Here is a 24,702-nt window from a genome sequence, read left to right on the forward strand (position 1 = left end):
AGAAGATGTCAAACTAGAGCTGTTCCAGCGCTTCTTCGATGATGCCGAGTCCTTCCTCAAGCAATTGATCAGTAATGACGAGCGGAGACAGAAAACGGATAATGTTGCCATTGATTCCTGCCGTCAACAAGAGCAGGCCGTGTTCATTGGCGTACTTAGCAATCTTGGCTGCAGCTGCTTTGTCCGGCTCCCGCGTCTTTTCGTCCCGGACAATTTCAAGCGCCGCCATCGCGCCAAGTCTGCGGACTTCCCCAATCTGCGGATATTTCATCTTCCATTCAAGCGCCCGCTCTTCGATGGCTTTACCGATTTCTTCAGAGCGCTTGTTGAGCTGTTCCGATTCGATAATATCGAGCACTGCCAAAGCGGCTGCGCATCCAAGCGGACTTCCGGCATATGTGCCCCCGATTTCCCCCGGGTCCGCCGCATCAAGCATTTCCGCCCGGCCTATGACACCGCTGAGCGGAACGCCGGCAGCCAGCGATTTTGACACCGTCACAAGATCAGGAACGACATCAAAATGCTCAATCGCAAAATATTTGCCCGTTCTGGCAAAGCCTGTTTGGATCTCATCGGCGACAAAAACGATACCGTGTTTTTGACAGAAGGCTGCGACATGCTGCACAAACCGTTTTGAAGGAATAATAAATCCTCCTTCTCCCTGTACAGGCTCCATGACAACGCACGCAACCGTCTCCGGAGCAACAGACGAGACGAAGAAATCGTCAAACGCCTGAATCACCATGTCATCGTAGCTTTCATCAGTCATCCCTTCAGGCTTTCTATAGTAGTAAGGAAACGGCGCCTGATATACTTCAGGTGCAAAAGGACCGAATCCGAATTTGTATGGTTTCACCTTGCTCGTCATGCTCATCGTCATGTTTGTGCGCCCGTGGAATCCGCGGGTAAAAGAAACGACGGCTTGACGCTTCGTATATTTTCTGGATATTTTTACGGCGTTTTCGACAGCTTCCGCCCCCGAGTTCAGGAAAATCGCTTTTTTCTCATGGGCGCCCGGCGCAAGCCGGCATAGCTTTTCCGCCAATTCGATATAGGCCTGATACATCATCACGTTAAAACCCGGATGAATGAGCTGTTCGGCCTGCTGCTTGACAGCTTCTACAACTTTCGGATGTGAATGCCCGACATTTAATGTACCGATCGCCCCGGCAAAATCGATAAAACGGCGCCCGTCAATATCGTATAAAACGGCACCTTCCCCTTTAGCGGCCAGATGACGGTTTCCGTTGGAGACACCCCTTGCCACGAATTGATCCCGTTTGGCCTGCCAATCTTCCGTTGTGAATGCTTTTGTTTTTAGACTCATAAAAAATCTCTCCCCCACTCTTATTTCTTATAATTCTGAATATTTTTTGGTATGATGAAAAGTACCAATCATTAATTTTCGATGGTACCAGAGGGAGGCGCTATGATTACGATACCGATTGACCGCTCCAAGGATGCGGATTATATTTATCACCAAATCTATCAGCGAATTAAAGAAGAAATTTTCAGCCGCAATCTTTTACCGGGAAAAAAACTCCCTTCCAAGCGCGAGCTCGCCGAAGCATTGAACGTCAGCATCAATTCGGTCAACGCCGCCTACCAGCAGCTTCTGGCAGAAGGTTATCTTTATTCACGTGAAAGAAAAGGCTTTTTTGTAGAGCAGATCGAAACGTTCCACGCCAGCCGCCATCCCGGCCCCCTTCAATTGGAAAAAGAACTGGTTGAAAAGCCGGAATGCAAAGACGGCTGGATATCGTTTTCCCATATGAGCGTCGATACGACGCATTTTCCGTTTAAAACATGGCTTCGCTGTGAACAGAAAGCGGTTTCTTCTCATATAAACGAACTCGGAGAAATGACGCATCCGCAAGGTATCTACGAAGTGCGCCAAACGATCGCACGCTTTATCGCTTTAACGAGAGGCGTCAAGTGTCACCCCGAACAAATCGTGATCAGCGCAGGCACGCAGTCCTTAATTAACACGCTTCAAGATCTTCTCCCCGCCTCAGCCGTCTATGCGATGGAGGAGCCGGGATACAGCCGCATTTATCGACTGCTGAAAAATGAAGGGAAAGAAGTGGCCACGATTCAGCTCGACCATAAAGGAATGCGGATCAGCGAGATTCACCGTCTGAATCCGGACGTTTTATTTGTCACGCCTTCACACCAGTTTCCAACAGGAATCATTATGCCGGTATCGAGGAGGATTCAGCTTTTAAACTGGGTTTCCGACGGGGAAAACCGCTATATTGTGGAAGACGATTATGACAGCGAATTTAAATACGGGAGCGATACAATCCCCGCCCTGCAAAGCCTTGACCGTTCTGAAAAAGTCATCTATATCGGCACGTTTTCAAAATCGCTTCTTCCGGGCCTGAGAATCAGCTATATGGTACTGCCGCAAAATCTGCTGAAGCGATACAGAAAAAGGCACCATTTCTCGATTCAATCGAGCAGCGTTTTAACGCAGCTCGCCCTGCAGGAATTGATCGAATCGGGGGAATACCAAAAGCACATCAAGAAAATGAACCAGATTTACGAAGAAAAGCGGACAAGGCTGATCGGAAGCCTTGTCAAAACCTTTAACGGCCGGGTCAAAATTAAAGGCGAAAGCGCAGGCCTTCACTTTGTAGCCGATTTTGAAACAGATAGAAGTGAAGAAGAGGTTTTATCAAGAGCAAAAAAAAGACGGGTCGAGGTTTACGGCATGAACCGGTTTACGTTAAAGAAAGAGCAGACAAAACATGAAGGAACGGTATCGCTCGTGCTTGGATTTGCCAAAATCGCTGCCGATCAGATCGACAAAGGGACTGCCAAGCTTTATGAAGCGGTATGCGGTGATGAGAAGCTTTAAAAAATACCGGCAGGTTCGCTCCTGCCGGTATCTGCTTGGCTTTAGAAAGCCGACGTCTGCCCGTTTACCACCGTTCCTTTTCTACCTGGAGAATCGCCTCGATCAGTCCCGGAAACTGCTCCTCCAATTCCCGTTTGCAGAGGGAATAATAATGATGCTTCCCTTCGATGCGGACTTTGAGCAGCCCCGCTTCTCTCAGCACCTTGAAATGGTGGGACAGCGTAGACTTTGCGATATTGAGATTTGTGCATGTACCGCACGTTTTCTCGGCTGTGTCAGCCAGCGCTTTGACAATCTCAAGCCTGTATGGATCACTCAAGGCCTGGAGAACGGATATTAACTTCATTTCATTTGTTTTCATGGGTTAAATGTATCATAATCCTAACTTCAAGACAATTCGTCAAGGAGGCAAATGAGTTGCCGGCAATGCAAAGACATGTTACGATGCAATTGTTCGATGATTTTCGAACAATAAATTCACTGTGTATACAACGAATACGCAAAGGAATTCTAAATGACATGACGGAGGTTTGAACCGATGATCGTATTGCAAGCCTATATGAAAGTAAAACCAGAAAAACGCGACGCCTTTCTCGAAAGCGTACAACCGCTGCTTAAACATTCAAGAGCTGAAGCCGGCAATGCCCAATACCAGCTGTTTGAAGATACCGAACATGCCAATACATTTGTCATGCTTGAGCAATGGAAAGATCAAAACGCAATTGACGCCCATAATCAGACAGAGCATTTTCAAGCTTTTGTTCAAGCCGCGGGCGACCTTTTATCAGAACCTCTAAATGTGGTTAAAACGCAGACACTTGATTAAAGAAAGGATGATGTTTACATGAATGAAGTATTGAAAACATTGACAGACCATAGATCGATTCGCAGCTATACAGATGAGCCCGTGAACCCTGAACAGCTGGACAAGATCATTCAAGCCGTTCAAGCCGCTCCGACTTCAATCAACGGCCAGCAGGTCACCGTGATTACGGTTCAGGATGAGGAACGGAAAAAGGAAATCGCCGAATTGGCCGGCGGACAGGTCTGGATCGAGCAGGCCCCCGTATTCCTTTTGTTCTGCGCGGACTTCAACCGTGCGAAAATCGCTCTTGAGAAAAACGGCGAAACGCTTGCGATCACAGACGGAATGGAATCTGTGCTTGTCGGAGCTGTCGATGCAGGCATCGCCCTCGGTACGGCCACAGCGGCCGCTGAATCGATGGGGCTTGGCACTGTGCCGATCGGCGCTGTCCGCGGCCGTGCAGAAGAGCTGATCGAACTGCTCAATATTCCTGAATACGTCTTCCCTGTCGCAGGACTCGTCGTCGGCCATCCGGCGGACCGCTCCGCGAAAAAGCCGCGTCTCCCTGAACAAGCGGTAAGGCACAGCGAAACCTATCAACCTGACTTAAAACCGCTGATCGACGCTTACGATGAAGAAATATCCGAATATATGACAAAACGGACAAATGGACAGGAAACAAGAAACTGGTCTCAGGGCATATCTGCTTATTACAGTAAAGTGTATTATCCTCACATCCGTGAAATGCTTGAGAAACAAGGATTTAAACTCGAATAGATACTTATGGCTATCGGCGATCGATAGCCTTTTTTCATGCGTTCCATTCTACATTTCGATGAACATCGAAGGTCTTTACCTTTACACGATGTAAAAAGGAGTGGAACACATGAAACCATTTGCAAAATATAAATTTCTGGACCTCCATTATCAGTCAGGCCCATTCGTTCTGCCGAATGCCTGGGATGCGGCCTGCGCCAATGCGTTTCAAAACTGCGGTATTAAAGCAGTCGGTACAACCAGCGCCGGAGTTGCCATGTCCCTCGGCTATCCCGACGGCGAACATCTCCCTTTTGAAACATTGCTTTCCATACTGAAAACCATCACGGGTGCGGTCGATATTCCCGTCAGCGCAGATCTTGAAGCGGGTTACGGCCAATCACCGGAAACAGTTGCTGAAAACGTGAAAAAGGCCGCAGCGGCCGGCGTTGTTGGTATTAATATTGAAGACGGAACGAAAGACCCCTGCCGGCCGCTTTGTGATGCAACATTAATGGAAGAAAAAATTGCGGCTGTCAAAAAACTGAACTTGATCAATGCCCGTACGGATGTGTACTGGCTCAATGCAGACACTCCCGGCTTCAAACAGCCGTCCGGCGGGCAAATCAGTACAGACAAGCAGGCGCGGACTGCATTTTTATCCCCGGAGCGGGTGATACAGGCACCATTGCCGGGCTGAGAAAAGGTATATCCGGGCCGCTCAGTCGTGCTGGCCTGATCACACACCCCCTCTTTACAGACTCTTTCCGAACTGGGGATCGAAAGAATCAGCTGCGGATCCGCCCCGTTCAGAGCCGCACTGTCGCTGGTGAAAAAGATCGGTGAAGATATCATCGGCCGCGGCTCCTTCAGTCATATGACGGACGGCGTGCTTTCATACGGCGAAGCTGCTGATTGGATCAGCCTTCATCGTGACCCAAAACAAAATCGTTGACCGAAACAGTTCTGTCTGTTAATATTTCATTTATGAAAACTCATGGGTTTTTTCGTAACCCATGAGTTTTATCATTGCGAAAGAAGGAGCCGGAATGAACGAAAAAAGAGCAGCAGTCTTAAGGGCCGCCAAAAAGCTGTTTGCCCAAAAAGGCTATCATAACGTTGCAATGCAAGCGATCGCTGAAGAATGCAGAATGTCAAAAGCATCTATTTATAAACTGTTTCAATCTAAAGAAGATCTTCTGCTGGCATTGATCAAATTCAGAAAGCATGAAATGCTGAACAAAAGCGCCATCATCAATACGGAAACCTCGCTGACGCCAAAAGAAAGACTCGCTAAAAAAATCGCTTTGGAGATTACGGAATTCAGGGAAAACCGCCAATTTATCAATTTCCTCTCCAATGAGGGATCATCTCCGGATACCGCGGTATTTAAAAAGCATCTGAAAGAAACAAAATCGCTGATCATCAGCTGGCATAAAGATTCTATCATTCAAGCGTACGGCGAAGAGGTGGAGCCGTTTATATGGGATATCGTCATCATTTTCCACGGTTTGATGAGAGAATTCCTGTTTTTAGTCGGCACTGGAAAAGCTCAGCCTGACGTTACAACGATTCCGCCATTCATTATGTCGGTTTTGGATCTCTTCATAGAGAAAAAGCTGAACGAAGATCAGAAAAGTTCATTAAATGAAGACATTATTGCCTCCTATACGAATGTCTCATCATGCTGGGCACCGCCCAAAAAAGAGGAATTGCTTGAAGACCTTTTGCAAAAACTGAAAAACAAGATTTCCTCACTGCCACAAGACGACTTTTCCGTGACAGAACTGCTGTCTGCCGCAGATTTGCTGAGCGAGGAGCTTTTCGGCAAAGAGCCGCGCACGTATTTAATTAAGGCTCTCCTTGATTACCTTGGAAAAATCGAGGCGCTCCAATGCGATGTTTCACAAATACAAACAATTAGTATCAAAGAATAAGAGGGATTGATATGAATACAGAAACTGAACAACAGACATACAACAGAAATATCATCGTAGGTTTGCTCATTGCAGGGGCGTTTATCGCGATCTTGAACCAAACGCTCCTGGTTACGGCACTGCCGCATATTATGGCAGACTTGAACATAGACGCTACAAAAGCTCAATGGCTGACAACGGCGTTCATGCTGACAAACGGGATTCTCATTCCGATTACCGCCTTTTTGATCGAAAAATTTTCGAGCCGCGCGCTCGTCATCGCTGCGATGAGCATCTTTGTGGCGGGAACGGTCGTCGGCGCGGTTGCGCCTAACTTCCCGGTTCTCCTGGCGGCGCGAATCATCCAGGCCGCGGGCGCAGGAATTATGATGCCGCTCATGCAGACGATCTTTTTAACGATTTTCCCGGTTGAAAAACGCGGGGCTGCAATGGGTATGGTCGGTTTGGTCATCGCATTTGCACCGGCCATCGGACCGACATTGTCAGGCTGGATCGTCGACAGCTTTACATGGAGATACTTATTTTATATTATTCTGCCAATTGCCCTGATCGATCTTGTGCTTGTCATCTTACTGATGAAAAACGTCACAAAATTGAGAGAAACATCAGTGGACATCATATCTATTATCCTGTCCAGCCTGGGTTTCGGCGGTTTATTGTACGGCTTCAGCAACGCCGGATCAGAAGGCTGGGGAAGCAATACCGTTTTGATTTCCTTTGCAGTCGGTGCGGTCGCTCTGTTCTTCTTTATCTCTAGACAATTAACAATCAAAAGGCCGATACTCGAGTTTCGCGTGTTCCAATCGTGGACTTTTACGATAACAACGCTCCTCGGTATGATCGTTTTTGCATTAATGATCGGTACTGAAACCATTTTGCCGCTGTATACGCAAAACGTCAGAGACGTGACAGCTTTCGATTCCGGGCTGATGCTTCTGCCGGGCGCGATAGCAATGGGGATCATGTCGCCGATCATCGGCCGGATTTTTGACAAGATCGGCGGAAAAGGTCTTGCGATTATCGGGTTTGCCGTCTTGCTGCTGACGTCGATCCCGTTTGCGGATTTGCAAATAGATACTTCGCTGACATTTATTATCGTCATTTATACGCTGCGGATGATGGGAACTTCCATGATTATGATGCCTCTCACAACCGCTGGCATCAATGCACTTCCGGCGCATCTCATCCCGCACGGAACAGCGATGAACAATACGATGCGCCAGATCGGCGGTTCAATCGGCACGGCCGTTTTGATTTCCGTCATGAGCAATTCAGCCAAAAACGCTGCCGCATCTAACCCGTTAAATGCGCTCATTCACGGCATGAATTCCGCCTTTATCGTGGCCGCTGTCTTGGCGCTGATCGGATTTATCCTTTCGTTTACATTGAAAAAGAAGCCGCAGGCCGACAAACAAGGCCAGCCGGCGCGCTGATCATGACACGCCAGTTCAATCGAACCGGCGTGTTTTTTGATGGTTTGATATCTAACTGAGTTTTGGCCCCTTGCGGCTGCATCTCCTTTCATATGATTTGAATATCAATCGGCTTCTTCCCCTTGAACAGACAAAAAGGCTGCCGAATATACATCGGCAGCCTCGCTCTTTTATTTTAATCCATTTTCGACTTCTGTCACCATTTCAGATACGGACTCAAGGCCTCCGCCTGACAGGTACCAGTAGCCTGGATCAAGATATGTGATATGGCTGTTTTTATAAGCTTTTGTTGATTTTACAATTTCATTTTCAATAACTTCTTTTGCTGTTCCTTTTTCGCCGATGGCAGCGCTTCGGTCGATGACAAACAGGTAATCAGGGTTCTTTTCAGAAATATATTCGGAAGAGACGCTTTGACCGTGAAGGGAAGCCTCGATGTTTTTGTCGACAGGTTCAACGCCGAGCACATCGTGGATCAAACCGAATCTTGAGCCGCTTCCATATGCGCTGATTTGTTTATCGCTCGTTAGGACGACCAATCCTTTGCCGCCTTTTTCTTTCGCAAGCTTGTTGGCTTTCTCTACTTTATCATCGATTTTTGCAAGAGCTTCTTTGACGGCATCTTCTTTATCAAAGATTTTCCCGATCTTTTCGGTGTTCTCTTTAAAGCTTTCCATGTAGTTCTTCTGGTCAAGCTGGATGTCGATCGTCGGTGCGATCTTTTTAAACTCGTCATACTGTTCAGACTGTCTGCCTTCGATGATGATCAAATCGGGATCAAGCTCTGCAATTTTTTCAAAATCAGGCTCTTTAAGTCCGCCGACGCTTTCATATTTACTGTCTTTATATTTTTTCAAATAAGACGGAAGGGTTTGTTTCGGAAGGCCGACAACGCGGTCGCTTAAACCCAGCTTATCAAGCGTGTCAAGCATTCCGAAGTTGAAGACAACGACTTTTTTCGGATTTTTCGGTACATCTGTTGTATCGCTGTTATGTTTAATTGTGACGGTTTCTTTTTTAGAGGAAGATTTTGCATCTGTATCAGTAGCTTTGTTTCCGCAAGCGGCTACGACAAGAACGGTTATCAATGCCATAATCAATAAAGATAGTTTTTTCAATTCAAGTCACCTCATCATTTAAAATATACACAGATTTTTTGGTCTCCGATTTGTTGGATCGGAATGTCCATCTCATAGATGTCTTTCAGCACCGGCGTTTGGATAATGTCTTCGGCCGGCCCCTCTTTTACAATGCGCCCGTTTTTCAGGGCTGCGATTCTGTCTGAATAAACCGAGGCAAAATTAATGTCATGAATGACAATGACGATCGTTTTACCGCGATTTTCGACAAGGTCTTTCAAGAGCTTCATAATCTCTACTGAATGTTTCATATCGAGATTATTCAATGGTTCATCAAGCAATATATAGTCGGTATCCTGAGCGATAACCATTGCGATAAAAGCGCGCTGGCACTGGCCGCCGCTCAACTGATCGAGGTGTTTATGCTCAATCTCTCTCAGCTTCATATAATCAATCGCTTCGTCGACATATGCCCAGTCCTCTTTCGAGAGCCTTCCCTGTGAATAAGGAAACCTGCCGAAGCTGACGAGCTCCCTGACAGTCAGCCTGATGTTGATCTGGTTGGACTGCTTTAAAATGCTGATTTTTTTTGCTAAATCATTGCTTTTGTAAGCGCTGATTTCCTTGCCGTCAATCAGTACATTTCCGGCGTCCATGCCGATCAGCCTGCTGATGATGGACAAAAGCGTGCTTTTCCCCGCTCCGTTCGGTCCGATGAAGGACGTGATCATTCCTTTTTGTATCGTTAAAGTCGTGGGATGAACAACGGTCTGCTCTCCGAATTGTTTCATGATATCTCGTACTTCTATCATCATTTACGCTCCTTCAGCAACAGGTAAATAAAATAAATCCCGCCGATAAAATCAATGATCACAACAAGCGTCACCGTTAAACCAAACAGTTTTTCAACGATGAACTGGCCCCCGACAAGCGCAATGATGCTGAACAAAACCGCTCCGGGAATCAGGACGCTGTGCTTATACGTTTTAAATACCTCCCGCGCCACATTGACGACGAGCAGCCCCAAAAATGTGATCGGCCCCACAAGTGCAGTAGACACGGAGACGAGAACGGCGACGACAATCAGCATTTTCTTCACCGTCCGGTCGTGATCGATTCCGAGGTTGACGGCTTGATCCCTGCCGAGCGAGATGACATCAAAGTACGGATTATACCGCCAAGCGTAAACGAGAATCGCCAGAATGACGAGCGAAGCAATCATTAAAATATCCGTGTTCAAATTGTTGAAGCTGGCAAACATCTTGTTTTGAACAACTTGGAACTCGTTCGGATCGATCAGCATCTGCATGAAGGATGACAGGCTTCTGAACAATGTGCCGCATACGATTCCAACTAGCAGCAGCAAGAAGATGTGCCTTCCCCCGCGGCGAAACATCAGAAAAAACAGCACAAATGAAAAACAGACCATCAAACCGGTTGACAATAAAAAATTGCCGTTTTTACCGAGATCGGCAAGTTTGGCTGCACCGAAAAAGTAAATAATCCCGGTTTGCAGCAGAACATAGAGAGAATCGAGTCCGAGGATGCTCGGCGTCAAAATTCTGTTGTTTGTGATCGTTTGGAAAATCATCGACGAATACGCAATCGCTGTCCCGACAACGATGATCGCAAAAACTTTGGCAAACCTCCGCGGAAGCGCATATTCCCATACAGACGGCAAACCGTAGAACAGAAACAAGCCGATGCAGGCTGCCGCTATCACGATGAGTATAAGCATTTTTTGTTTATGACGCATAGGCTTTTCTCCTTAAAAGCAAGTAAAGAAAAACGCCGCTCCCGATGATGCCGACCATCAAACCAACTGAAATTTCGTACGGGTAAATGACGAGACGTCCCGCTATATCGCAAAACAAGACGAAAACGGCTCCGAGAACCGCCGTGTGAGGCAGGCTGTTTTTCAAATGATCTCCCCTGTAGATGGACACGATGTTCGGGATGATCAATCCCAAAAAGGGAAGCGTGCCGACCGTCAGGATGACGACGGACGAAATAATAGATACGATGATCAGTCCGATATTGACCACCCGCTTATAATTCAATCCAAGATTGATAGAAAAAGACTCCCCCATCCCGGCCAACGTAAATTTATTGGCGAACAGATAGGCAATGATAACGAGCGGTATACTCAGAAATAAGAGCTCATACCTCCCCTTCATGACAAGCGAAAAATTCCCTTCAAACCATGCATTGACGTTTTGAATGATATTGTACTGATAAGCCAGGAAAGTAGAGATGGCGCTGACAACACTTCCGAGCATCATACCAACGAGAGGGATGAAGATCGCATCTTTGAACTTGATTCTATCCAAAATTTTGACGAACAAAAAGCTGCCAAACAGTGCAAAAACAAAGGCAAACAGTATTTTTACCACAATTCCTGCAGACGAAAAAAGCACGATCGCAATGATCACGCCGAGCCTCGCCCAATCCATCGTTCCAGCTGTCGTCGGTGAAACAAATTTATTGCGCGTCAGCTGCTGCATGATCAGCCCGCAGATGCTCAAGCTCATTCCCGCAAGCACGATGCTGATCAAGCGCGGGATTCTGCTTATGTAAAGCGTTTGGATTTCGTCCTCGTTCAAGCGGAACAGGTCAAGAGGCGAAAGCTCCTTAACGCCGATGAATATCGAGCTGAACGAAAGAATGATGAGCATTAGCAATAAGTATCGTAATTTCATGCTGCAGTAGCCTCCTTGCACAACAAAGCAAACCCCTCCGCCATCGTTAATGATTATCATTATCAATAAGGGCCTTCATATATCTTACCATTTTTTCTGACATAGTCAATAAGATGAATAGATACAAAGGTTAAAACCATGCGATTTCCCCATTTTCAGTCCTCCTCAAAAATACATTTGTTCACACCTGAAAGAAAAACCTTGATTCTTCTTGTAAAAAGCGCAATAATTAAATTTAAATTTATTTCGAAAATTTAAACTTTAGGAGATGTAACAAATGAAAGTCGTTAAATTTGGGGGCAGCTCGCTCGCGTCAGGGGCTCAGCTAGAGAAAGTATTTCAAATTGTCACTTCTGATCCGGAAAGGAAGGCCGTCGTTGTATCAGCACCCGGAAAACGGCACCCCGAGGATACGAAAGTAACGGACCTGTTAATTGAATGCGCCGAACAGTACTTATTATTAAAAAAAGCGCCCGGCCTGGTTGAGGCGATTGTCGGACGGTATGCCGATATCGCGCTAGAGCTCGGACTTGACGATGGCGTGATCGACCGGATCCGGGCCGACCTGCTTCAGCTGCTCGAAGGTGATAAAACAAATCCGGAACGGTTTATCGATGCGGTCAAAGCAAGCGGCGAAGATAACAATGCCAAATTGGTAGCGGCTTACTTCAGGCACCGGGGAGTTGAAGCGCATTATGTCAGCCCAAAAGACGCCGGGCTGTTTGTGACGAACGAACCGGGCAACGCACAAGTCCTGCCCGAATCGTATGACAATCTGTTTCAACTGAGACAGCAAAAGGGCATCATCATCTTTCCCGGCTTCTTCGGATTCAGCCGGGAAGGCGAAGTCATGACGTTTTCGCGAAGCGGCTCTGACATTACGGGTTCCATTTTAGCAAATGGATTGAAAGCCGAGTTGTATGAAAACTTCACTGACGTTGACGCCGTTTATTCTGTCAACCCGGCGATCGTATCCAACCCGAAAGAAATCCGCGAGCTGACATACCGGGAAATGAGGGAGCTGTCGTATGCCGGCTTTTCCGTCTTTCATGATGAAGCTTTGATCCCTGCTTTCCGGGCGCGCATACCGGTTCAGATCAAAAATACAAACAATCCGGACGCCGAGGGGACAAGAGTTGTCGCCACACGCGACAACACGAACGGACCTGTCGTCGGGATCGCCAGCGACAGCGGATTTTGCAGCATTTACATCAGCAAATATTTAATGAACCGCGAAATCGGCTTCGGACGCCGCGTTCTGCAAATCCTTGAAGATGACGGGCTGACGTATGAACACATTCCGTCCGGCATTGATGATATTACGATCATTTTAAGGCAGGATCAAATGGATCAAGCAGCGGAAAAGCGGATGATCAAACGGATCAAGGAAGAACTCGATGCCGATGAAGTGACGATTGAACACAATATCGCCCTGATTATGGTCGTCGGCGAAGCCATGCGCCATAACGTCGGAACGACGGCAAGAGCGTCAAAAGCATTGTCTGATGCCCGCGTTAATATCGAAATGATCAACCAGGGCTCCTCGGAAGTCAGCATGATGTTCGGCGTTAAAGAAGCTCAGGAAAAACAAGCGGTCCGCGCGTTATACCAGGAATTTTTCGCAAAAGTTCTCGTTTAAAAAACCCCTTTTTTTATGGGGTTTTTTTGTTGTCAGAAAATATCCCCTTCCCTAAAATTGCCTGCCTTACATTCATTCACAAAACCGTTTTGAAAGCCGATATGTAAAGTAAATAAGTTGATGGGAGAACACCATATGAATCTGTTGAGAAATATAAAAATCAGAAGCAAACTATTTGTCATCATTATCATTTCAGCGCTGGCTTTGTCGATTGTCGGCATCCAGGGGATAGACGGGCTGAGCAAGCTTTCCAAAGGTTCAGAGGTCATCTATCAAGATCAATTGGTTCCCAACCAGTTGTTTGCAAAATTAAAAGCGAACAACCTTGATATTGATACGTACAAATTCGAGCTGATGGTAACGAAAGACAACGAACGAAATGAAACATTGCAAAAACACATTAAGGAAAAAAACGAAGAAAACAGCACCTTAATGGAAAAAATCGATCAGCTGAAATTAATGGAAAACGTCTCTAAAAAATATGAGAATTTCAAAACCCAATACAAGAAATTGCAAGATATCAGCAGCGAGATGCTCAGCTTGGCGGTGAAGAACGAAAATGATAAAGCATATGATGTCTATCTAAAAGAGATGGAGCCTCAAAGAGAAACGGTCAACCAGCTCATTGAAGAAATTCAAACCTTAAATGCTGATAACGCCAAAACGATCTATCAGCGGGATTCTAAAGAAGCCGGTTCAATCATCACGCTTCTCATCATTGTCATTGCTGCAGCGCTTGTTTTATCCATCTCGATCGGACTCTTAATGACAAGGCTGATCACAAAGCCGATCAAAGACATTCAGGCGCTGTTCGCAGAAACCGAGCAAGGCGATTTCACTGTCAAAGGAACATATCAATCGAAAGATGAATTGGGATTGCTGACATCATCATTTAACAAAATGGTAGCAGGCGTCCGTTCGATCATTGAAACGGTCGGCGAAACGTCGCACCAAGTTGCTTCTTCATCACAAGAGCTGAGCGCCAGCGCGGATGAAAGCACAAAGGCGAGCGAGTACATCTCATCGACGATCCAGGAGCTTGCAGTAGGCACCGATCAGCAGGTGGAAAGCGTCGAAAACAGCAGAACCGTTATTACGGGAATGACCGAGTTTGCCGGAAGAATTTCTTCAAATGCCGAAAAAGCGGCCGCCACCGCTGACCAGACGGCGATGATGTCGCTTGAAGGCACGAAAGCCATTAATAAAGTGAGCACTCAAATGAAGTCTATTAATGAAACGGTCGTCTCTCTCTCAGAAGCATTTAAACATTTAACAGAGCGTTCCAATGAGATCGGAAATATTACCGAAGTGATTACGAGCATCGCTGAACAAACGAACCTGCTTGCTTTAAACGCGGCCATTGAAGCGGCCCGGGCGGGAGAACAAGGAAAAGGCTTTGCCGTCGTTGCGGATGAAGTCAGGAAATTAGCCGAGCAATCGGCCCGCTCAGCAGAACAGATTACAAGATTGATTACAATCATTCAAAACGATACGAAGCAGACGATGAACTCGGTCATTTCGGCAACCGGCGAAGTCAAAGAAGGACTTGTCGTCGTTCATGAAGCAGGAGGGGCTTTCCAAAAAATCGAAAACTCGATTACGGAGGTCGTCACACAGATCAATGACGTGACAAACTTGGTGAAAAACCTGACAGCCGGCGCAAGCGAAATCGAAACCGCCATTTCCGGCGTCAAAGAAGTTGCCGAAACAGCAGCGGGAAGCACGCAAACAGTTAGTGCGGCAACCCAGGAACAGCTTGCTTCAATGGAAGAAATCGCCGCCGCATCACAGATCCTCGCGCAAAACGCCGAAGAGCTGCAGCACCTGATCCAGAAATTCAAAATTAAAGATTAACAAGAACCCGCCAGACAGCGTCTGGCGGGTTTCTATTCATCATCATCTCTCGCTGTCAGCGGCAGACGGATGATAAATTTTGTTCCTTTGTTTTTCTCGCTTTCAATTTCTACCGTACCGTTGTGTAAGGAGACGAGCTGTCTGACGATCGACAGCCCCAGCCCGTATTCTCCGTAAGGAGTGTTCGTCCGTGATAAATCTGCTTTATAAAAACGGTCCCAAATGTTTTCAATATCCTTTTCATCAATGCCGATTCCGGTATCCTCTATTTCGATCACCGTCTCCTTATAGTCTTCCCGGCCTCTCAGCCAAACGGTTCCGTTCGTTGTGAATTGAATGCTGTTCTTCGTAATATTGACGAGTATCTGGATGAGCCGGTCGTAATCAGCATTGACCATCACATGATCCTCCACATCGAGGATCAGCTGATTATGTTTCTCCTCCGCTTGAAGCCCCAGCTGCTCTTTAATGATTTCAAACACTTCGATCAGCGGATAATGCAGCTTTTGCAGTGTAATCTGATTGGAGCGGATTTTTTCATAATCAAGGTTTTCGTTGACGAGGCGAATCAGCCTTTTTGTCTCCTCCGTAATCAGCTTCATACATTTATCCTGCTGTTCTTCGGGTATCGTCTGGCTGTTCATCCCTTCCACTAAACCGCTGATCGTCGTCAGCGGCGTCTTCAGCTCATGTGAGACGTCAGTGATAAACTGCCTTCTCCGCTTTTCAAGCCGGTCGATTTCTTCGCTTGAGCTTTTTAACTTGCGGGCCATAATGTTAAAATCGTCGCCCAAATCACCGATTTCATCCTTATTGCGGTTTTCGATGTGGATGTCATAATCTCCGGCGGCGACTTTTTTCGTTGCGTCGCGGAGCTTCTGAATGCGGGCGACATGGAATTTGGACGTCAGCCAGCTTAAAAGAATAGCGACTAAGATAACACCCGCCGCCGTAAAGAGCATAAAGCGGTTCATGTCGCTGATCATTTCCTCGGTCCCGCTGATCGGAGCGGTCAGCAGAATGCCTCCCTGAAATTCATTGTTGACGATATTGGGCAGCGCCACAACCGAGACTTCCTCATTAAAACGGTTAAAGTCGGTTTTGACGACAACGGCCTTTCCATCTTTCAGCTCTTTCCATTCTTCATCACTGAGCAGCAGTTTTCGCGGCCGCAAATCGGCCGGCGTCATCAAGACCTCTTTCTTTTCATTAAAAAGAAAGAAGCTGATCTTCCTGCTTCGCAAAATTTCTTCAAACGGCTTCATAATGGCCGGCGCGCCTTTTGGCCGCATCTCCATTTCGCCCATGATGCGGTAGCCGTAAGAAGACAGCTCATCGACTTTGCTCTCGTAAGCAAAGTCTTTGACAAAGTGGGAAAACAGCGCCCCGGTAATGAGAAAAGCCATGATTAATATACTGATGTGACTGGCCAGCAGCTGATAGAGATACTTAATCTTCATCGAACTTGTACCCTACTCCCCATACGGTATAAAGAAACGGCCGCGAGTCGCTGCCAAGCTTTTTTCTCAGCCTTTTAATATGAACATCAACGGTCCGCTCGTCTCCGTAGAATTGATATCCCCAAACCTGCTCAAGCAGCTGCTCCCTTGAGAAAACCTGTTTTGGACTTTGCACCAGGTAATACAATAAATCGAACTCCTTAGGCGTCAAATTTTGAATTTGAACGCCGTCCAAAAACACTTCTCTCGTTTTTTTATTGATTTTAAAATGTTCCGTTTCAAGCGTGTCGCTGTCAGCAGAATCCTGCCGGCCGGCGCTTTGATACCTCCGGCTCACCGCTTTGATTCTCGCCACAAGCGCCAAAGGGCTGAACGGCTTTGTCACATAATCATCAGCCCCAAGCTCAAAACCGAGCACCTGATCTGATTCCGTATCCTTTGCCGTCAGCATAATAATCGGAACCGTGCTCTCTTCTCTGACCTTTTTGCAGATCGTGACTCCGTCCATCGACGGCAGCATGATATCGATGATCAGCAAATCCCAATCATCCGATTTAAAACGGTTATATCCTTCAAGTCCGTCATGGACGAACTCTGTTTCAAATCCTTCTTTTGCAAAAAACATTTCTGTCATTGTACATACGCTTAAATTATCCTCGATCATTAATATTTTCATCGTCAATATGCCTCCGCTAGACAAACGTTAGATTCATTTTACACAGGGCTCAGCCATTTCTCAATTCCATTCTGAACATTTAAAGGACTGGCAACAGTTTGGTCATAATTTATTCATAAGTAGCGGCTAAGATGAAATCAAGCATAAGGCAAAAGTCCTGCTGCCGTTTGACTTCGCAGCCATAATAAATGTAATAGATACGGAGGAATCACGCGTTATGAATTTTTTCAAACGAGCCTTTTGGAGCATGAAAGCGAAAAAAGGAAAAACACTTTTACAATTGTTTGTTTTCACGATGATTTGCGTGCTCGTGCTGACAGGAATTACGATCCAGTCGGCGGCAGTGAAATCGAGCGAACTGGCAAGGGAACAGCTTGGAGGCAGCGTCACGCTCAAAGTTGACAGGGAAAAAATGATGAAAGAACAGCAGGAATCAGGAGAACGGAAAAGATTTGAATCGACCCCCGTTTCTGTCAAATCAGCCGAGAAGCTTGCGAGCCTTGATTATGTCAAAAGCTATAACTACATCTCCTCAACGTCTGCTTTAGCGGACAATTTCGATCCGATCGAAAGCGGTGACGAGAATTCAACGGACTCAAACAGCGAGCAGCCGGCCGGACCGGGCGGCAATGAACAGGGCGGCCGGCAAATGATGCAGGCAGATGTATCAATCGAAGGTGTGACTAGCACAGCCCTTGTCGACGAATTTTCCGACGGGACGTCCAAGATCACGGAAGGCCGCGCTTTAACAAAGGATGATGTGAATAAAAAAGTCGCCGTGATTGAAGAAACGCTTGCCGAAGAAAACGATCTGAAGGTCGGCGATACGATCAAAGTCAAAGCGAGCAGCGATGAAGCTACAACGATCAAATTAAAAATCGTCGGAATCTATCAAACGACTTCATCCGGTGATAATCAAGCGCAAAACTTCGCCTTTTTAAACCCTTATAACAAAATCTACACACCATATACGGCGGCATCGGCCTTAAAAGGCGACGATTATCAAAACGCGATTGATGAAGCGGTCTACAATATAGACGACGCCTCAAACATCGACGCTTTCATTGCGGCTGCCAAGAAAACAGGCATTGATTTGGATACATTCACATTGGATGCCAATGATCAGTTGTACCAGCAGATGGTCGGCCCGATTGAAAATGTCGCATCCTTCTCGAAAAATGTCGTCTATCTCGTCACAATCGCCGGAGCGGTGATCCTCGGACTGATCGTCATGATGTCAATCAGAGAAAGAAAATACGAAATGGGCGTTCTGATGGCGATCGGCGAAAAACGCTGGAAACTCGTCGGACAGTTTTTGACCGAAATCTTAATGATCGCAGTGCTTGCCATCGGCATCTCAGCATTAACCGGCAGCCTGATTGCCGGGCAAATCGGGAACCAGCTCTTGAGCCAGCAAATCGAACAAACGTCAACTAGCCAGTCCGCAGGCGGAATGATAGGGCCAAGCGGCGGAGGCTTCTTCGGGCAAAGGACGGCTCAAGTCTCAGCCATTGATCAGCTCGACATCCAAGTATCCTTCGGGGACTTGATGGCACTCGGCGGCATCGGCCTTTTAATCGCGCTGTTCGCGACGCTCCTTCCGTCAATATCTGTTTTAAGGCTCCATCCGAAAACGATTTTAACAAAACAAGAATAGAAAGAAGTGAAGATCATGGGCACTATTTTAGAATTTCAGAATGTCGGCTATTGGTATAAAAATCAGGATCAGCCTCTTTTTGAAGAGATCAGCATTCAATTCAGCCAAGGGCTCTTGTATACGATTGTCGGGACTTCCGGTTCCGGCAAAACGACCTTTTTATCGCTGGCAGGCGGACTTGATGTACCAAAAGTGGGAGACATCCTGTATAAAGGAGAAAACATTTCAAAAATCGGGCTGACCAGCTTCCGCAATCAATATGTATCGATCGTCTTTCAGTCCTATAACCTGCTGCCGTATATGACGGCTCTCCAAAATATCACATCGGCCATGGAAATTACCGGATCTCAGGTCAAAAACAAAGAACAATACGCTTTGGAGATGCTCGAAAAAGTCGGCATCGGCGAAAAGCAGGCCAGACAGAAAGTACTGACATTAAGCGGCGGGCAGCAGCAGCGTGTCTCCATCATCAGAGCGTTCTGCTGTGACACGGACTTAATCGTCGCCGATGAACCGACCGGCAACTTGGATGAGAATACATCAAAGGACATCGTCCGGCTCTTCCAAAACCTTGCCCACCAAGAAAACAAATGCGTCATCATGGTCACCCATGACGAACAGATCGCAAAGGTATCCGATGTCAACATCCGGCTTTCAAGGGGCGGCTTTACCGTCAAAAACCGCAGATCAGCAGGATAAGAGGAACGGCATGAGCCGTTCCCCTTCTTTTATTATGAAGCAAAAGCTTCTGCAGCAGCCGCCAAATAATACGAGAGGCCGGTTTGCTGATTTTCAAGCATCCCGCGATGAAAATCATCTTCGATAAAGAAGCGTGTCTGCGTCTGAAAATCACCGGGCGTGATCCCCAAAAACTTGAGGTGCCGTTTAATGGCGGTCTTTACTTGTTCATGGTCGTGTTTGACTCCATCTCTGAGCGCTTCGGCCATTCCATCCATAAAACGGGCCGCCTCTTCAGCTTTTTCATTCATTTCTTCCGCGATGACCGGTTCTCCTTTCAGCAAGTCGACGTCATATGCCTCCTTCAAATAGCGGTTCTGTTCGGCGAGTGCATCCTCCCATTCGCTGCTGCTTGAAAACCCTTTAAACATGCTTGATTGATCCATTGCTTCTCCTTTCCCGGCCTGCTGAATCGAGAGAGCGATTGTAGAAATCAGCTGTTTTATCCTGTCCAAACGGGCAGTAAAAAGACGTTTCTGTTCAGATAAAATCGTCAGTCGATCAGCTTCGCCGTCCAGTATTTGTTTAATTTCCTTGAGCGGAAATTCGAGCTCCCGATAAAACAAGATATGCTGCAGCCGTTCCAGCTCTTTTACCCCGTACAGGCGGTAGCCGGCATCCGTCACCTCCGCGGGGCATAAAAGGCCGATTTTATGGTAGTGATATAGCGTTTTGATCGTGATATTCGCCAACCCGGCCACTTCTTTTACCGTATAAAGCATCAAACTTCACCTCGTCTGTCATGTTAAAGGGTGCCCTAAGGGCGGGGTCAATCCATTACACGGCCTTTTTTTTATTTTTTTTCATTTTCACATAAGCGACTAGGCAAATAAAAGCGGGGAGGATCACCTGCATCGGCAAATGGACATATAAAGGAACAAACTCGATTCCTTCTTTGACATGCTCCGAAATGTTACTGGCAATGGAGACAGATAAAATCAAAATGACAATGCCGATGACATGAACAATTTTGGAAGGGTTTTTAAGCTTGAATAAGACGGTCACGCCTTCGGTTACGGCATACATGAAAATGCTCATCTTAAAAAAACCGCCAATCACCAACACGAGCATGAAAAATACATCAAGCCTGTCCAGAAATTCGGCTACTTGAATCGTCTGGATCGTACTCAGCAATGGGAAGCGCGACCTCATATTGAGGTCGACGCCAAGCACGCTGATGTTCAATGCCACATTAAAAGCCAGGATGATGCCACTGATGGCGATTCCCAACAGCCCCGCTTTTTTCGCCTGTTTCTTTTCTTTTAAATACGGCAGGATCAATGTAAAGACGATAATTTCGCCAAACGGAAAATACAGTGTTTGCGTGAACACGGCATGGAGCATCGGACCGGGGCCGTTTCCGAGAATGGGCAAAAGCTCTTTCGGTTTAATCAAGCCTGACGAAACAATTAAGATGAGGCCCGTGACAGCAAGCCAAAACATGATGCCAAACAGCAGCTCGCCTGAACGGGCCAGGACCTCGATTCCTTTCCTCACGGTAAAAATACAAACTGCAATCAACAAGCCATTCGCGAAGATAATCGGCGTGTTCGGATAAGCCGATGTCAGCAGCATTTCGCCAAAATCGCGCAAAACCCTTGCCGCAATATAACAATAATAAACAATGTAGATAAACGTCAGGCACCATCCAACCGGTTTTCCAAAAATATTCATCAGCGTTTCATATGGAGAGGCATCAGGATTCACTTGGTAGAAAAAATGGTGCATCATAAACAAAGCCAGTCCCCCGGCTGTTCCGAACAAGATCGCGATCCAGGCGTCCTGTTCTGCAGATTGTCCCGGAAAAATCAGCAGCGAGCTGCTGAGTTCAAACAAAACAATCAGCACGAACAGCTGTGAAGCACTGATTTTTGCTTTCTCCATTTAAAGCCCTCCTCTCTCTTTCATTCAAGAACGCCCTTCATGATGATTCAAAATGTTCGGGTTGTTCCTTAAGCCTGTTCTCCGTACATATGCGTTAACCGTAATGTCGACATCTGTATCAGGAAAATACCGGTTGCTCCACTCGCCCTCCACCTTTTTCCACACTTTCGGGTGGTTGCGATACACAATATCACCGAATTGCAGAACATCCGTCTTGTTTCGCTTAGCGACATCAATCGTATGCTGCAATTCATTTTTCAGTTCCTTTGCCAGCTTCCTTTCGATGTCGCTCAGCACTTTTGGATCATCGAGGTGAATCGGCACAGTGGTTTCGCCGATGTCCCCTTCCATGTCGACTTCAACCGAAATTGCCGGCTTGCCGTTTTTAAGATGAGATCTGATTTTTGTTTTTTGGCGGATGACGTCAAATGTGACGGCATCTTTCTCGTGATTCAATGTAATGGTCAAATACGTTCTGCTGATTTTATTGCGCAGCCATAAAACGCCTCGCGCGGTTTTGCCTTCAAGCCAGTTGACGAGCTTGCCTTCTTTAATGACTGCCAGCCCGTCCGCTTCGACTATTGCCTCAGGAGATGTAGACTGCACGTTTTCCATCTTTTTACCCTTCTCCTTGTTTCCGGTTACTTTAAAAGAAGAAATAACCGGGTGCTTTGACTTCGATGTCAAGCACTTGACGACATCCTGCACGCTCGTTTTCATATGTTCTCCCAAATGCTCTTCAGTAAATTGCAACGTTTTGTTTACTTTATTTGACGGGATCTTATCGATCGGCGTCAGCGTCTGGATGAATGTTTTCGCTTTTTGGCCGCGGGAAATAATAATCGTCGCCGTTGAACGAAAATCGGTGTCCCGGTCAAGAACATCAAGAATTTTGATCAAGCCTTCTTCCTTGGCGAGTTTTTCATCAACAACCACGAGGTTCGTGTGGGAGTAATAAGTTTCCCTCGACATTTTCGCCGACGCGTGCCTGCTCATTTCCGTCAGATTATTGCCCGTCACAGAATAGCTTGAAACCGGCGGCCTGTCTCCTCCCTGTCCGCCTTGAAGGCCGCCTGTCACATTGATCGGATTGACGATCTGATAGCTTAATTCGTAATCTGTATTTTTACCTTTATCAATACCGATGGCGGTGATCAGCAGCAAATCTGTCAGCTCTCTTTTATCCCAGCATCCTTGAAGAAGAACAATGGCGGCCAGCAGGAGCACAATCTTAAGGCTTCGTTTCATTTGGATCACCATCTTCTTGTTTTGTCTTCATATCGCCTGATTCCGGCGGATTGGGTTTCTGGTATTCTCCTTGACGCACCTTATTGTCATTGCCGATCAGTTCAGGCCGCTTCTCATGTGTCCACCAAGGCAAACGAACGATGGAGTCGCCCCAGTTTTTCAGAATAAACGGCGCAAAAGGAGTCATATATGGAACACCGAACGAACGGAGGCTGCATAAATGGACAAACATGATGATCAGTCCAAGAATAATGCCGTAAAAACCCGTCGTCGCCGCGGCTAATATGAAGAAAAACCGAACCAGCCGGGCAGATATCGCCATGGCGAAGGAAGGTGTGGCAAAACTTGAAATCGCTGTGATCGCTACGACGATGACCATCGCCGGCGACACAATCCCCGCCTGAACAGCCGCCTGTCCAATGACGATGGCTCCCACAATCGAAACGGCAGAACCTATCGCTTTCGGAAGCCGGATGCCCGCCTCTCGCAAAATTTCAAACGAAATTTCCATGATCAGCGCTTCCACCACAGCCGGGAACGGCACGATTTCACGCTGCGCGGCAATTACGATCAAAAGCTCTGTCGGGATCATTTCCTTGTGAAACGTCGTCGCACCGACGTAGACGGCAGGCGCAATAAGCGAAATAAAAAAGATCAACACGCGTAAAAAGCGGATGAACGTCGCAATGTCAAAGCGTGAATAGTAATCCTCAACTGATTGAAAGAATTGAATAAAAACGGCAGGGACAAGCAGGACAAACGGTGTACCGTCAACAAAGATGGCGATTCTTCCTTCAAGCAGATTCCCTGCGACCATGTCCGGCCTTTCGGTATGATATATCGTTGGAAAGGTCGTAAACACAGCGTCTTCAATAAACTGTTCAATATACCCCGATTCAAGGATGCTGTCGATCTCAATGCCAGCCATCCTTTTTTTGACTTCTTTCACCGTTTTCGGGTCGCACACCCCGTTGATATACATGATTGCCACATCGGTTTTTGTGACGCTTCCCATCGTCATTTTTTCAACCCAAAGATTCGGGTTTTTAATGATTCGGCGCACCAAAGAAATATTCGTGTCGACAGATTCGATAAATCCCTCACGTGAACCGCGGAATGCCTGCTGATTTTCAGGCTCCTTGATCGAACGCTTTTCCCCGCCTTTCGTGGTCGTAATAACCGCTGTTTCCGTTCCCTCGGCCAAAATGATCGTATCCCCTGCCATCAACGATTCAAGCATCTTGTCCAATCGCTTTTCTTTTTCGACACCGCCCAGCGCAACGGCATCACCTGCAATCGTCTCAAGAACATCCCGTCCGTATTCCTTTTTCGCTAATTCTTCAGAGCTCATGATCGATTCCAGCAAAAAGTCATGGATGGCTTTCTCATCTGTAATGCCGCCGACATAAACGACGGCCAATTCGATTTTCTCGTCAGCGCCCGTTTTTAATTTGCGGATGACGACATCTGCGCTGTTTCCGGTCGTTTCTTTAATCACGCTCAGGTTTTCGGCAAGCAAAGGACGCACAAACCCGGATACATTTACCGTTTCCGGGTTTTTATCTCCACTCATAAGAGATTCTTGTTTGTTATCTTTTTGATGACGACCTTTAAAAAAGAATGGCATGGCTGTCAGAATCCCCTTTTCGTTTTTCATATTTTTCCTTGCAAAAGCACATTTATACTATTCCCGGGGGAATAGTGCTTTATGAAAAGAGAAAAAATAACGGGGAACGGAGAGTGGTGAAAAGTTGAAACTGATCGGAATCGGGCTTTTATTATTTGTTTCCTTAGAGACTTTTGCTGTCATGCTTGATGTATTTCAAGGCATGACCTTGCAAAGAGCCGTAATAAACTCCCTGACGTTTGCCATCTTAGAGGTAGGCGAGTGGATCATGATCCTTTTATTTTTGTTTATCATTTTTCTCGAAGCCTCGGCGAACTTCCGCAAGAAGAAAAAAAGGACATAAAAGGCTC

The 24,702-nt window shown here is 46.6% G+C and carries 22 protein-coding genes and 1 pseudogene; 11 read left to right on the forward strand and 12 right to left on the reverse strand.

All coding sequences use genetic code 11. The annotated features are described in order from the left end of the window. Window positions 1-13 precede the first annotated feature (13 nt). Window positions 14-1,327, reverse strand: a complete 1,314-nt coding sequence (gene gabT / locus QMZ64_RS08810) for a 4-aminobutyrate--2-oxoglutarate transaminase (RefSeq protein WP_301441252.1) — start codon at window positions 1,325-1,327, stop codon at window positions 14-16. A 102-nt stretch (window positions 1,328-1,429) separates the two neighbouring features. On the opposite strand from gabT, the gene gabR reads away from it, so the two are divergent. Beyond that, the gene (gene gabR, locus QMZ64_RS08815) at window positions 1,430-2,860 is read left to right on the forward strand and encodes a MocR-like transcriptional regulator GabR (protein WP_301441253.1); all 1,431 of its coding nucleotides are present in this window, start codon (window positions 1,430-1,432) and stop codon (window positions 2,858-2,860) included. 64 nt (window positions 2,861-2,924) lie between these two features. On the opposite strand, the gene QMZ64_RS08820 is transcribed toward gabR, so the two are convergent. Then, window positions 2,925-3,221: an ArsR/SmtB family transcription factor gene (locus QMZ64_RS08820; RefSeq protein ID WP_243943492.1), complete on the reverse strand. Its 297-nt coding sequence runs from the start codon at window positions 3,219-3,221 to the stop codon at window positions 2,925-2,927. A 177-nt stretch (window positions 3,222-3,398) separates the two neighbouring features. Between QMZ64_RS08820 and QMZ64_RS08825 the strand changes: the two genes are divergently transcribed. The 5 genes and pseudogenes from QMZ64_RS08825 (at window position 3,399) to QMZ64_RS08855 (ending at window position 7,791) form a co-directional block, all read left to right on the forward strand. Beyond that, window positions 3,399-3,686 carry a putative quinol monooxygenase gene (locus QMZ64_RS08825; RefSeq protein ID WP_243943494.1) on the forward strand — a complete coding sequence of 96 codons (288 nt, stop codon included), beginning with the start codon at window positions 3,399-3,401 and terminating at the stop codon, window positions 3,684-3,686. Window positions 3,687-3,704: 18 nt separating this feature from the next. Further along, window positions 3,705-4,442 carry an oxygen-insensitive NADPH nitroreductase gene (gene nfsA, locus QMZ64_RS08830; protein ID WP_301441254.1) on the forward strand — a complete coding sequence of 246 codons (738 nt, stop codon included), beginning with the start codon at window positions 3,705-3,707 and terminating at the stop codon, window positions 4,440-4,442. A 109-nt stretch (window positions 4,443-4,551) separates the two neighbouring features. After that, a pseudogene (locus tag QMZ64_RS23175) lies at window positions 4,552-5,376 on the forward strand (isocitrate lyase/PEP mutase family protein). Between the two features lie 94 nt (window positions 5,377-5,470). Continuing rightward, window positions 5,471-6,358, forward strand: a complete 888-nt coding sequence (locus QMZ64_RS08850; protein ID WP_301441256.1) for a TetR/AcrR family transcriptional regulator — start codon at window positions 5,471-5,473, stop codon at window positions 6,356-6,358. An 11-nt stretch (window positions 6,359-6,369) separates the two neighbouring features. Beyond that, a complete protein-coding gene (locus tag QMZ64_RS08855; protein WP_265624840.1) occupies window positions 6,370-7,791 on the forward strand; it encodes an MDR family MFS transporter in 1,422 nt (473 codons plus the stop codon). A 170-nt stretch (window positions 7,792-7,961) separates the two neighbouring features. Here QMZ64_RS08855 and QMZ64_RS08860 read toward each other — a convergent pair whose 3' ends face one another. From QMZ64_RS08860 to QMZ64_RS08875, 4 genes are read right to left on the reverse strand one after another with little or no spacing between them, the layout of a single operon-like run. Next, on the reverse strand, window positions 7,962-8,909 hold the full coding sequence (locus QMZ64_RS08860; protein WP_265624841.1) for a siderophore ABC transporter substrate-binding protein: 948 nt from the start codon (window positions 8,907-8,909) through the stop codon (window positions 7,962-7,964). A 14-nt stretch (window positions 8,910-8,923) separates the two neighbouring features. Further along, on the reverse strand, window positions 8,924-9,682 hold the full coding sequence (locus tag QMZ64_RS08865; RefSeq protein WP_243943503.1) for an iron ABC transporter ATP-binding protein: 759 nt from the start codon (window positions 9,680-9,682) through the stop codon (window positions 8,924-8,926). Next, a complete protein-coding gene (locus tag QMZ64_RS08870) occupies window positions 9,682-10,626 on the reverse strand; it encodes an iron chelate uptake ABC transporter family permease subunit (RefSeq protein WP_265624842.1) in 945 nt (314 codons plus the stop codon). The genes QMZ64_RS08865 and QMZ64_RS08870 overlap by 1 nt, the downstream gene beginning before the upstream one ends. After that, the gene (locus QMZ64_RS08875; protein ID WP_265624843.1) at window positions 10,616-11,569 is read right to left on the reverse strand and encodes an ABC transporter permease; all 954 of its coding nucleotides are present in this window, start codon (window positions 11,567-11,569) and stop codon (window positions 10,616-10,618) included. The genes QMZ64_RS08870 and QMZ64_RS08875 overlap by 11 nt, the downstream gene beginning before the upstream one ends. 277 nt (window positions 11,570-11,846) lie before the next feature. Here QMZ64_RS08875 and QMZ64_RS08880 point away from each other — a divergent pair, with 277 nt between their 5' ends. Then, the gene (locus QMZ64_RS08880) at window positions 11,847-13,208 is read left to right on the forward strand and encodes an aspartate kinase (protein ID WP_265624844.1); all 1,362 of its coding nucleotides are present in this window, start codon (window positions 11,847-11,849) and stop codon (window positions 13,206-13,208) included. 135 nt (window positions 13,209-13,343) lie between these two features. Next, window positions 13,344-15,062, forward strand: coding sequence for a methyl-accepting chemotaxis protein (locus QMZ64_RS08885; protein ID WP_265624845.1), 1,719 nt, complete (start codon window positions 13,344-13,346; stop codon window positions 15,060-15,062). Window positions 15,063-15,094: 32 nt separating this feature from the next. Here QMZ64_RS08885 and QMZ64_RS08890 read toward each other — a convergent pair whose 3' ends face one another. Further along, the gene (locus QMZ64_RS08890) at window positions 15,095-16,522 is read right to left on the reverse strand and encodes a sensor histidine kinase (protein ID WP_265624846.1); all 1,428 of its coding nucleotides are present in this window, start codon (window positions 16,520-16,522) and stop codon (window positions 15,095-15,097) included. Continuing rightward, on the reverse strand, window positions 16,512-17,198 hold the full coding sequence (locus QMZ64_RS08895) for a response regulator transcription factor (protein ID WP_243943514.1): 687 nt from the start codon (window positions 17,196-17,198) through the stop codon (window positions 16,512-16,514). Before QMZ64_RS08895 ends, QMZ64_RS08890 begins: the two co-directional genes overlap by 11 nt. A gap of 217 nt (window positions 17,199-17,415) precedes the next feature. Here QMZ64_RS08895 and QMZ64_RS08900 point away from each other — a divergent pair, with 217 nt between their 5' ends. Both QMZ64_RS08900 and QMZ64_RS08905 read left to right on the forward strand, forming a co-directional pair. Beyond that, window positions 17,416-18,855 (forward strand): ABC transporter permease, encoded by a 1,440-nt coding sequence (locus tag QMZ64_RS08900; RefSeq protein ID WP_301441257.1) that lies wholly within the window; start codon window positions 17,416-17,418, stop codon window positions 18,853-18,855. 15 nt (window positions 18,856-18,870) lie between these two features. Next, a complete protein-coding gene (locus QMZ64_RS08905) occupies window positions 18,871-19,554 on the forward strand; it encodes an ABC transporter ATP-binding protein (protein ID WP_243943518.1) in 684 nt (227 codons plus the stop codon). A 32-nt stretch (window positions 19,555-19,586) separates the two neighbouring features. On the opposite strand, the gene QMZ64_RS08910 is transcribed toward QMZ64_RS08905, so the two are convergent. The 4 genes from QMZ64_RS08910 to QMZ64_RS08925 are packed head-to-tail and all read right to left on the reverse strand — an operon-like array spanning window position 19,587 to window position 24,352. Next, window positions 19,587-20,315 carry a MerR family transcriptional regulator gene (locus QMZ64_RS08910; RefSeq protein ID WP_165426038.1) on the reverse strand — a complete coding sequence of 243 codons (729 nt, stop codon included), beginning with the start codon at window positions 20,313-20,315 and terminating at the stop codon, window positions 19,587-19,589. Between the two features lie 55 nt (window positions 20,316-20,370). Further along, a complete protein-coding gene (locus QMZ64_RS08915; protein ID WP_301441258.1) occupies window positions 20,371-21,477 on the reverse strand; it encodes a GerAB/ArcD/ProY family transporter in 1,107 nt (368 codons plus the stop codon). 24 nt (window positions 21,478-21,501) lie between these two features. Then, window positions 21,502-22,725, reverse strand: coding sequence for a Ger(x)C family spore germination protein (locus tag QMZ64_RS08920; RefSeq protein ID WP_301441259.1), 1,224 nt, complete (start codon window positions 22,723-22,725; stop codon window positions 21,502-21,504). Beyond that, on the reverse strand, window positions 22,709-24,352 hold the full coding sequence (locus QMZ64_RS08925) for a spore germination protein (protein ID WP_205689380.1): 1,644 nt from the start codon (window positions 24,350-24,352) through the stop codon (window positions 22,709-22,711). Before QMZ64_RS08925 ends, QMZ64_RS08920 begins: the two co-directional genes overlap by 17 nt. A gap of 124 nt (window positions 24,353-24,476) precedes the next feature. Between QMZ64_RS08925 and QMZ64_RS23310 the strand changes: the two genes are divergently transcribed. Next, a complete protein-coding gene (locus tag QMZ64_RS23310) occupies window positions 24,477-24,695 on the forward strand; it encodes a YczF family membrane protein (protein WP_026580535.1) in 219 nt (72 codons plus the stop codon). Window positions 24,696-24,702: the final 7 nt, after the last annotated feature.

Source organism: Bacillus sp. LB7 (assembly GCF_030449715.1).
Taxonomy (GTDB): Bacteria; Bacillota; Bacilli; order Bacillales; family Bacillaceae; genus Bacillus; species Bacillus paralicheniformis.

What these genes read in the sequence shown, in the direction of transcription:
- QMZ64_RS08890 (WP_265624846.1), bottom strand. Translation starts at nt 16,522, where the DNA reads ATGAAGATTAAGTATCTCTATCAGCTGCTGGCCAGTCACATCAGTATA.
- QMZ64_RS08820 (WP_243943492.1), bottom strand. Translation starts at nt 3,221, where the DNA reads ATGAAAACAAATGAAATGAAGTTAATATCCGTTCTCCAGGCCTTGAGT.
- QMZ64_RS08905 (WP_243943518.1), top strand. Translation starts at nt 18,871, where the DNA reads ATGGGCACTATTTTAGAATTTCAGAATGTCGGCTATTGGTATAAAAAT.
- QMZ64_RS08920 (WP_301441259.1), bottom strand. Translation starts at nt 22,725, where the DNA reads ATGAAACGAAGCCTTAAGATTGTGCTCCTGCTGGCCGCCATTGTTCTT.
- QMZ64_RS08915 (WP_301441258.1), bottom strand. Translation starts at nt 21,477, where the DNA reads ATGGAGAAAGCAAAAATCAGTGCTTCACAGCTGTTCGTGCTGATTGTT.
- QMZ64_RS08865 (WP_243943503.1), bottom strand. Translation starts at nt 9,682, where the DNA reads ATGATAGAAGTACGAGATATCATGAAACAATTCGGAGAGCAGACCGTT.
- QMZ64_RS08925 (WP_205689380.1), bottom strand. Translation starts at nt 24,352, where the DNA reads ATGCCATTCTTTTTTAAAGGTCGTCATCAAAAAGATAACAAACAAGAA.
- QMZ64_RS08870 (WP_265624842.1), bottom strand. Translation starts at nt 10,626, where the DNA reads ATGCGTCATAAACAAAAAATGCTTATACTCATCGTGATAGCGGCAGCC.
- gabR (WP_301441253.1), top strand. Translation starts at nt 1,430, where the DNA reads ATGATTACGATACCGATTGACCGCTCCAAGGATGCGGATTATATTTAT.
- QMZ64_RS08900 (WP_301441257.1), top strand. Translation starts at nt 17,416, where the DNA reads ATGAATTTTTTCAAACGAGCCTTTTGGAGCATGAAAGCGAAAAAAGGA.
- QMZ64_RS08910 (WP_165426038.1), bottom strand. Translation starts at nt 20,315, where the DNA reads ATGCTTTATACGGTAAAAGAAGTGGCCGGGTTGGCGAATATCACGATC.
- QMZ64_RS08825 (WP_243943494.1), top strand. Translation starts at nt 3,399, where the DNA reads ATGATCGTATTGCAAGCCTATATGAAAGTAAAACCAGAAAAACGCGAC.
- QMZ64_RS08855 (WP_265624840.1), top strand. Translation starts at nt 6,370, where the DNA reads ATGAATACAGAAACTGAACAACAGACATACAACAGAAATATCATCGTA.
- gabT (WP_301441252.1), bottom strand. Translation starts at nt 1,327, where the DNA reads ATGAGTCTAAAAACAAAAGCATTCACAACGGAAGATTGGCAGGCCAAA.
- QMZ64_RS08875 (WP_265624843.1), bottom strand. Translation starts at nt 11,569, where the DNA reads ATGAAATTACGATACTTATTGCTAATGCTCATCATTCTTTCGTTCAGC.
- QMZ64_RS08895 (WP_243943514.1), bottom strand. Translation starts at nt 17,198, where the DNA reads ATGAAAATATTAATGATCGAGGATAATTTAAGCGTATGTACAATGACA.
- nfsA (WP_301441254.1), top strand. Translation starts at nt 3,705, where the DNA reads ATGAATGAAGTATTGAAAACATTGACAGACCATAGATCGATTCGCAGC.
- QMZ64_RS08880 (WP_265624844.1), top strand. Translation starts at nt 11,847, where the DNA reads ATGAAAGTCGTTAAATTTGGGGGCAGCTCGCTCGCGTCAGGGGCTCAG.
- QMZ64_RS08885 (WP_265624845.1), top strand. Translation starts at nt 13,344, where the DNA reads ATGAATCTGTTGAGAAATATAAAAATCAGAAGCAAACTATTTGTCATC.
- QMZ64_RS08850 (WP_301441256.1), top strand. Translation starts at nt 5,471, where the DNA reads ATGAACGAAAAAAGAGCAGCAGTCTTAAGGGCCGCCAAAAAGCTGTTT.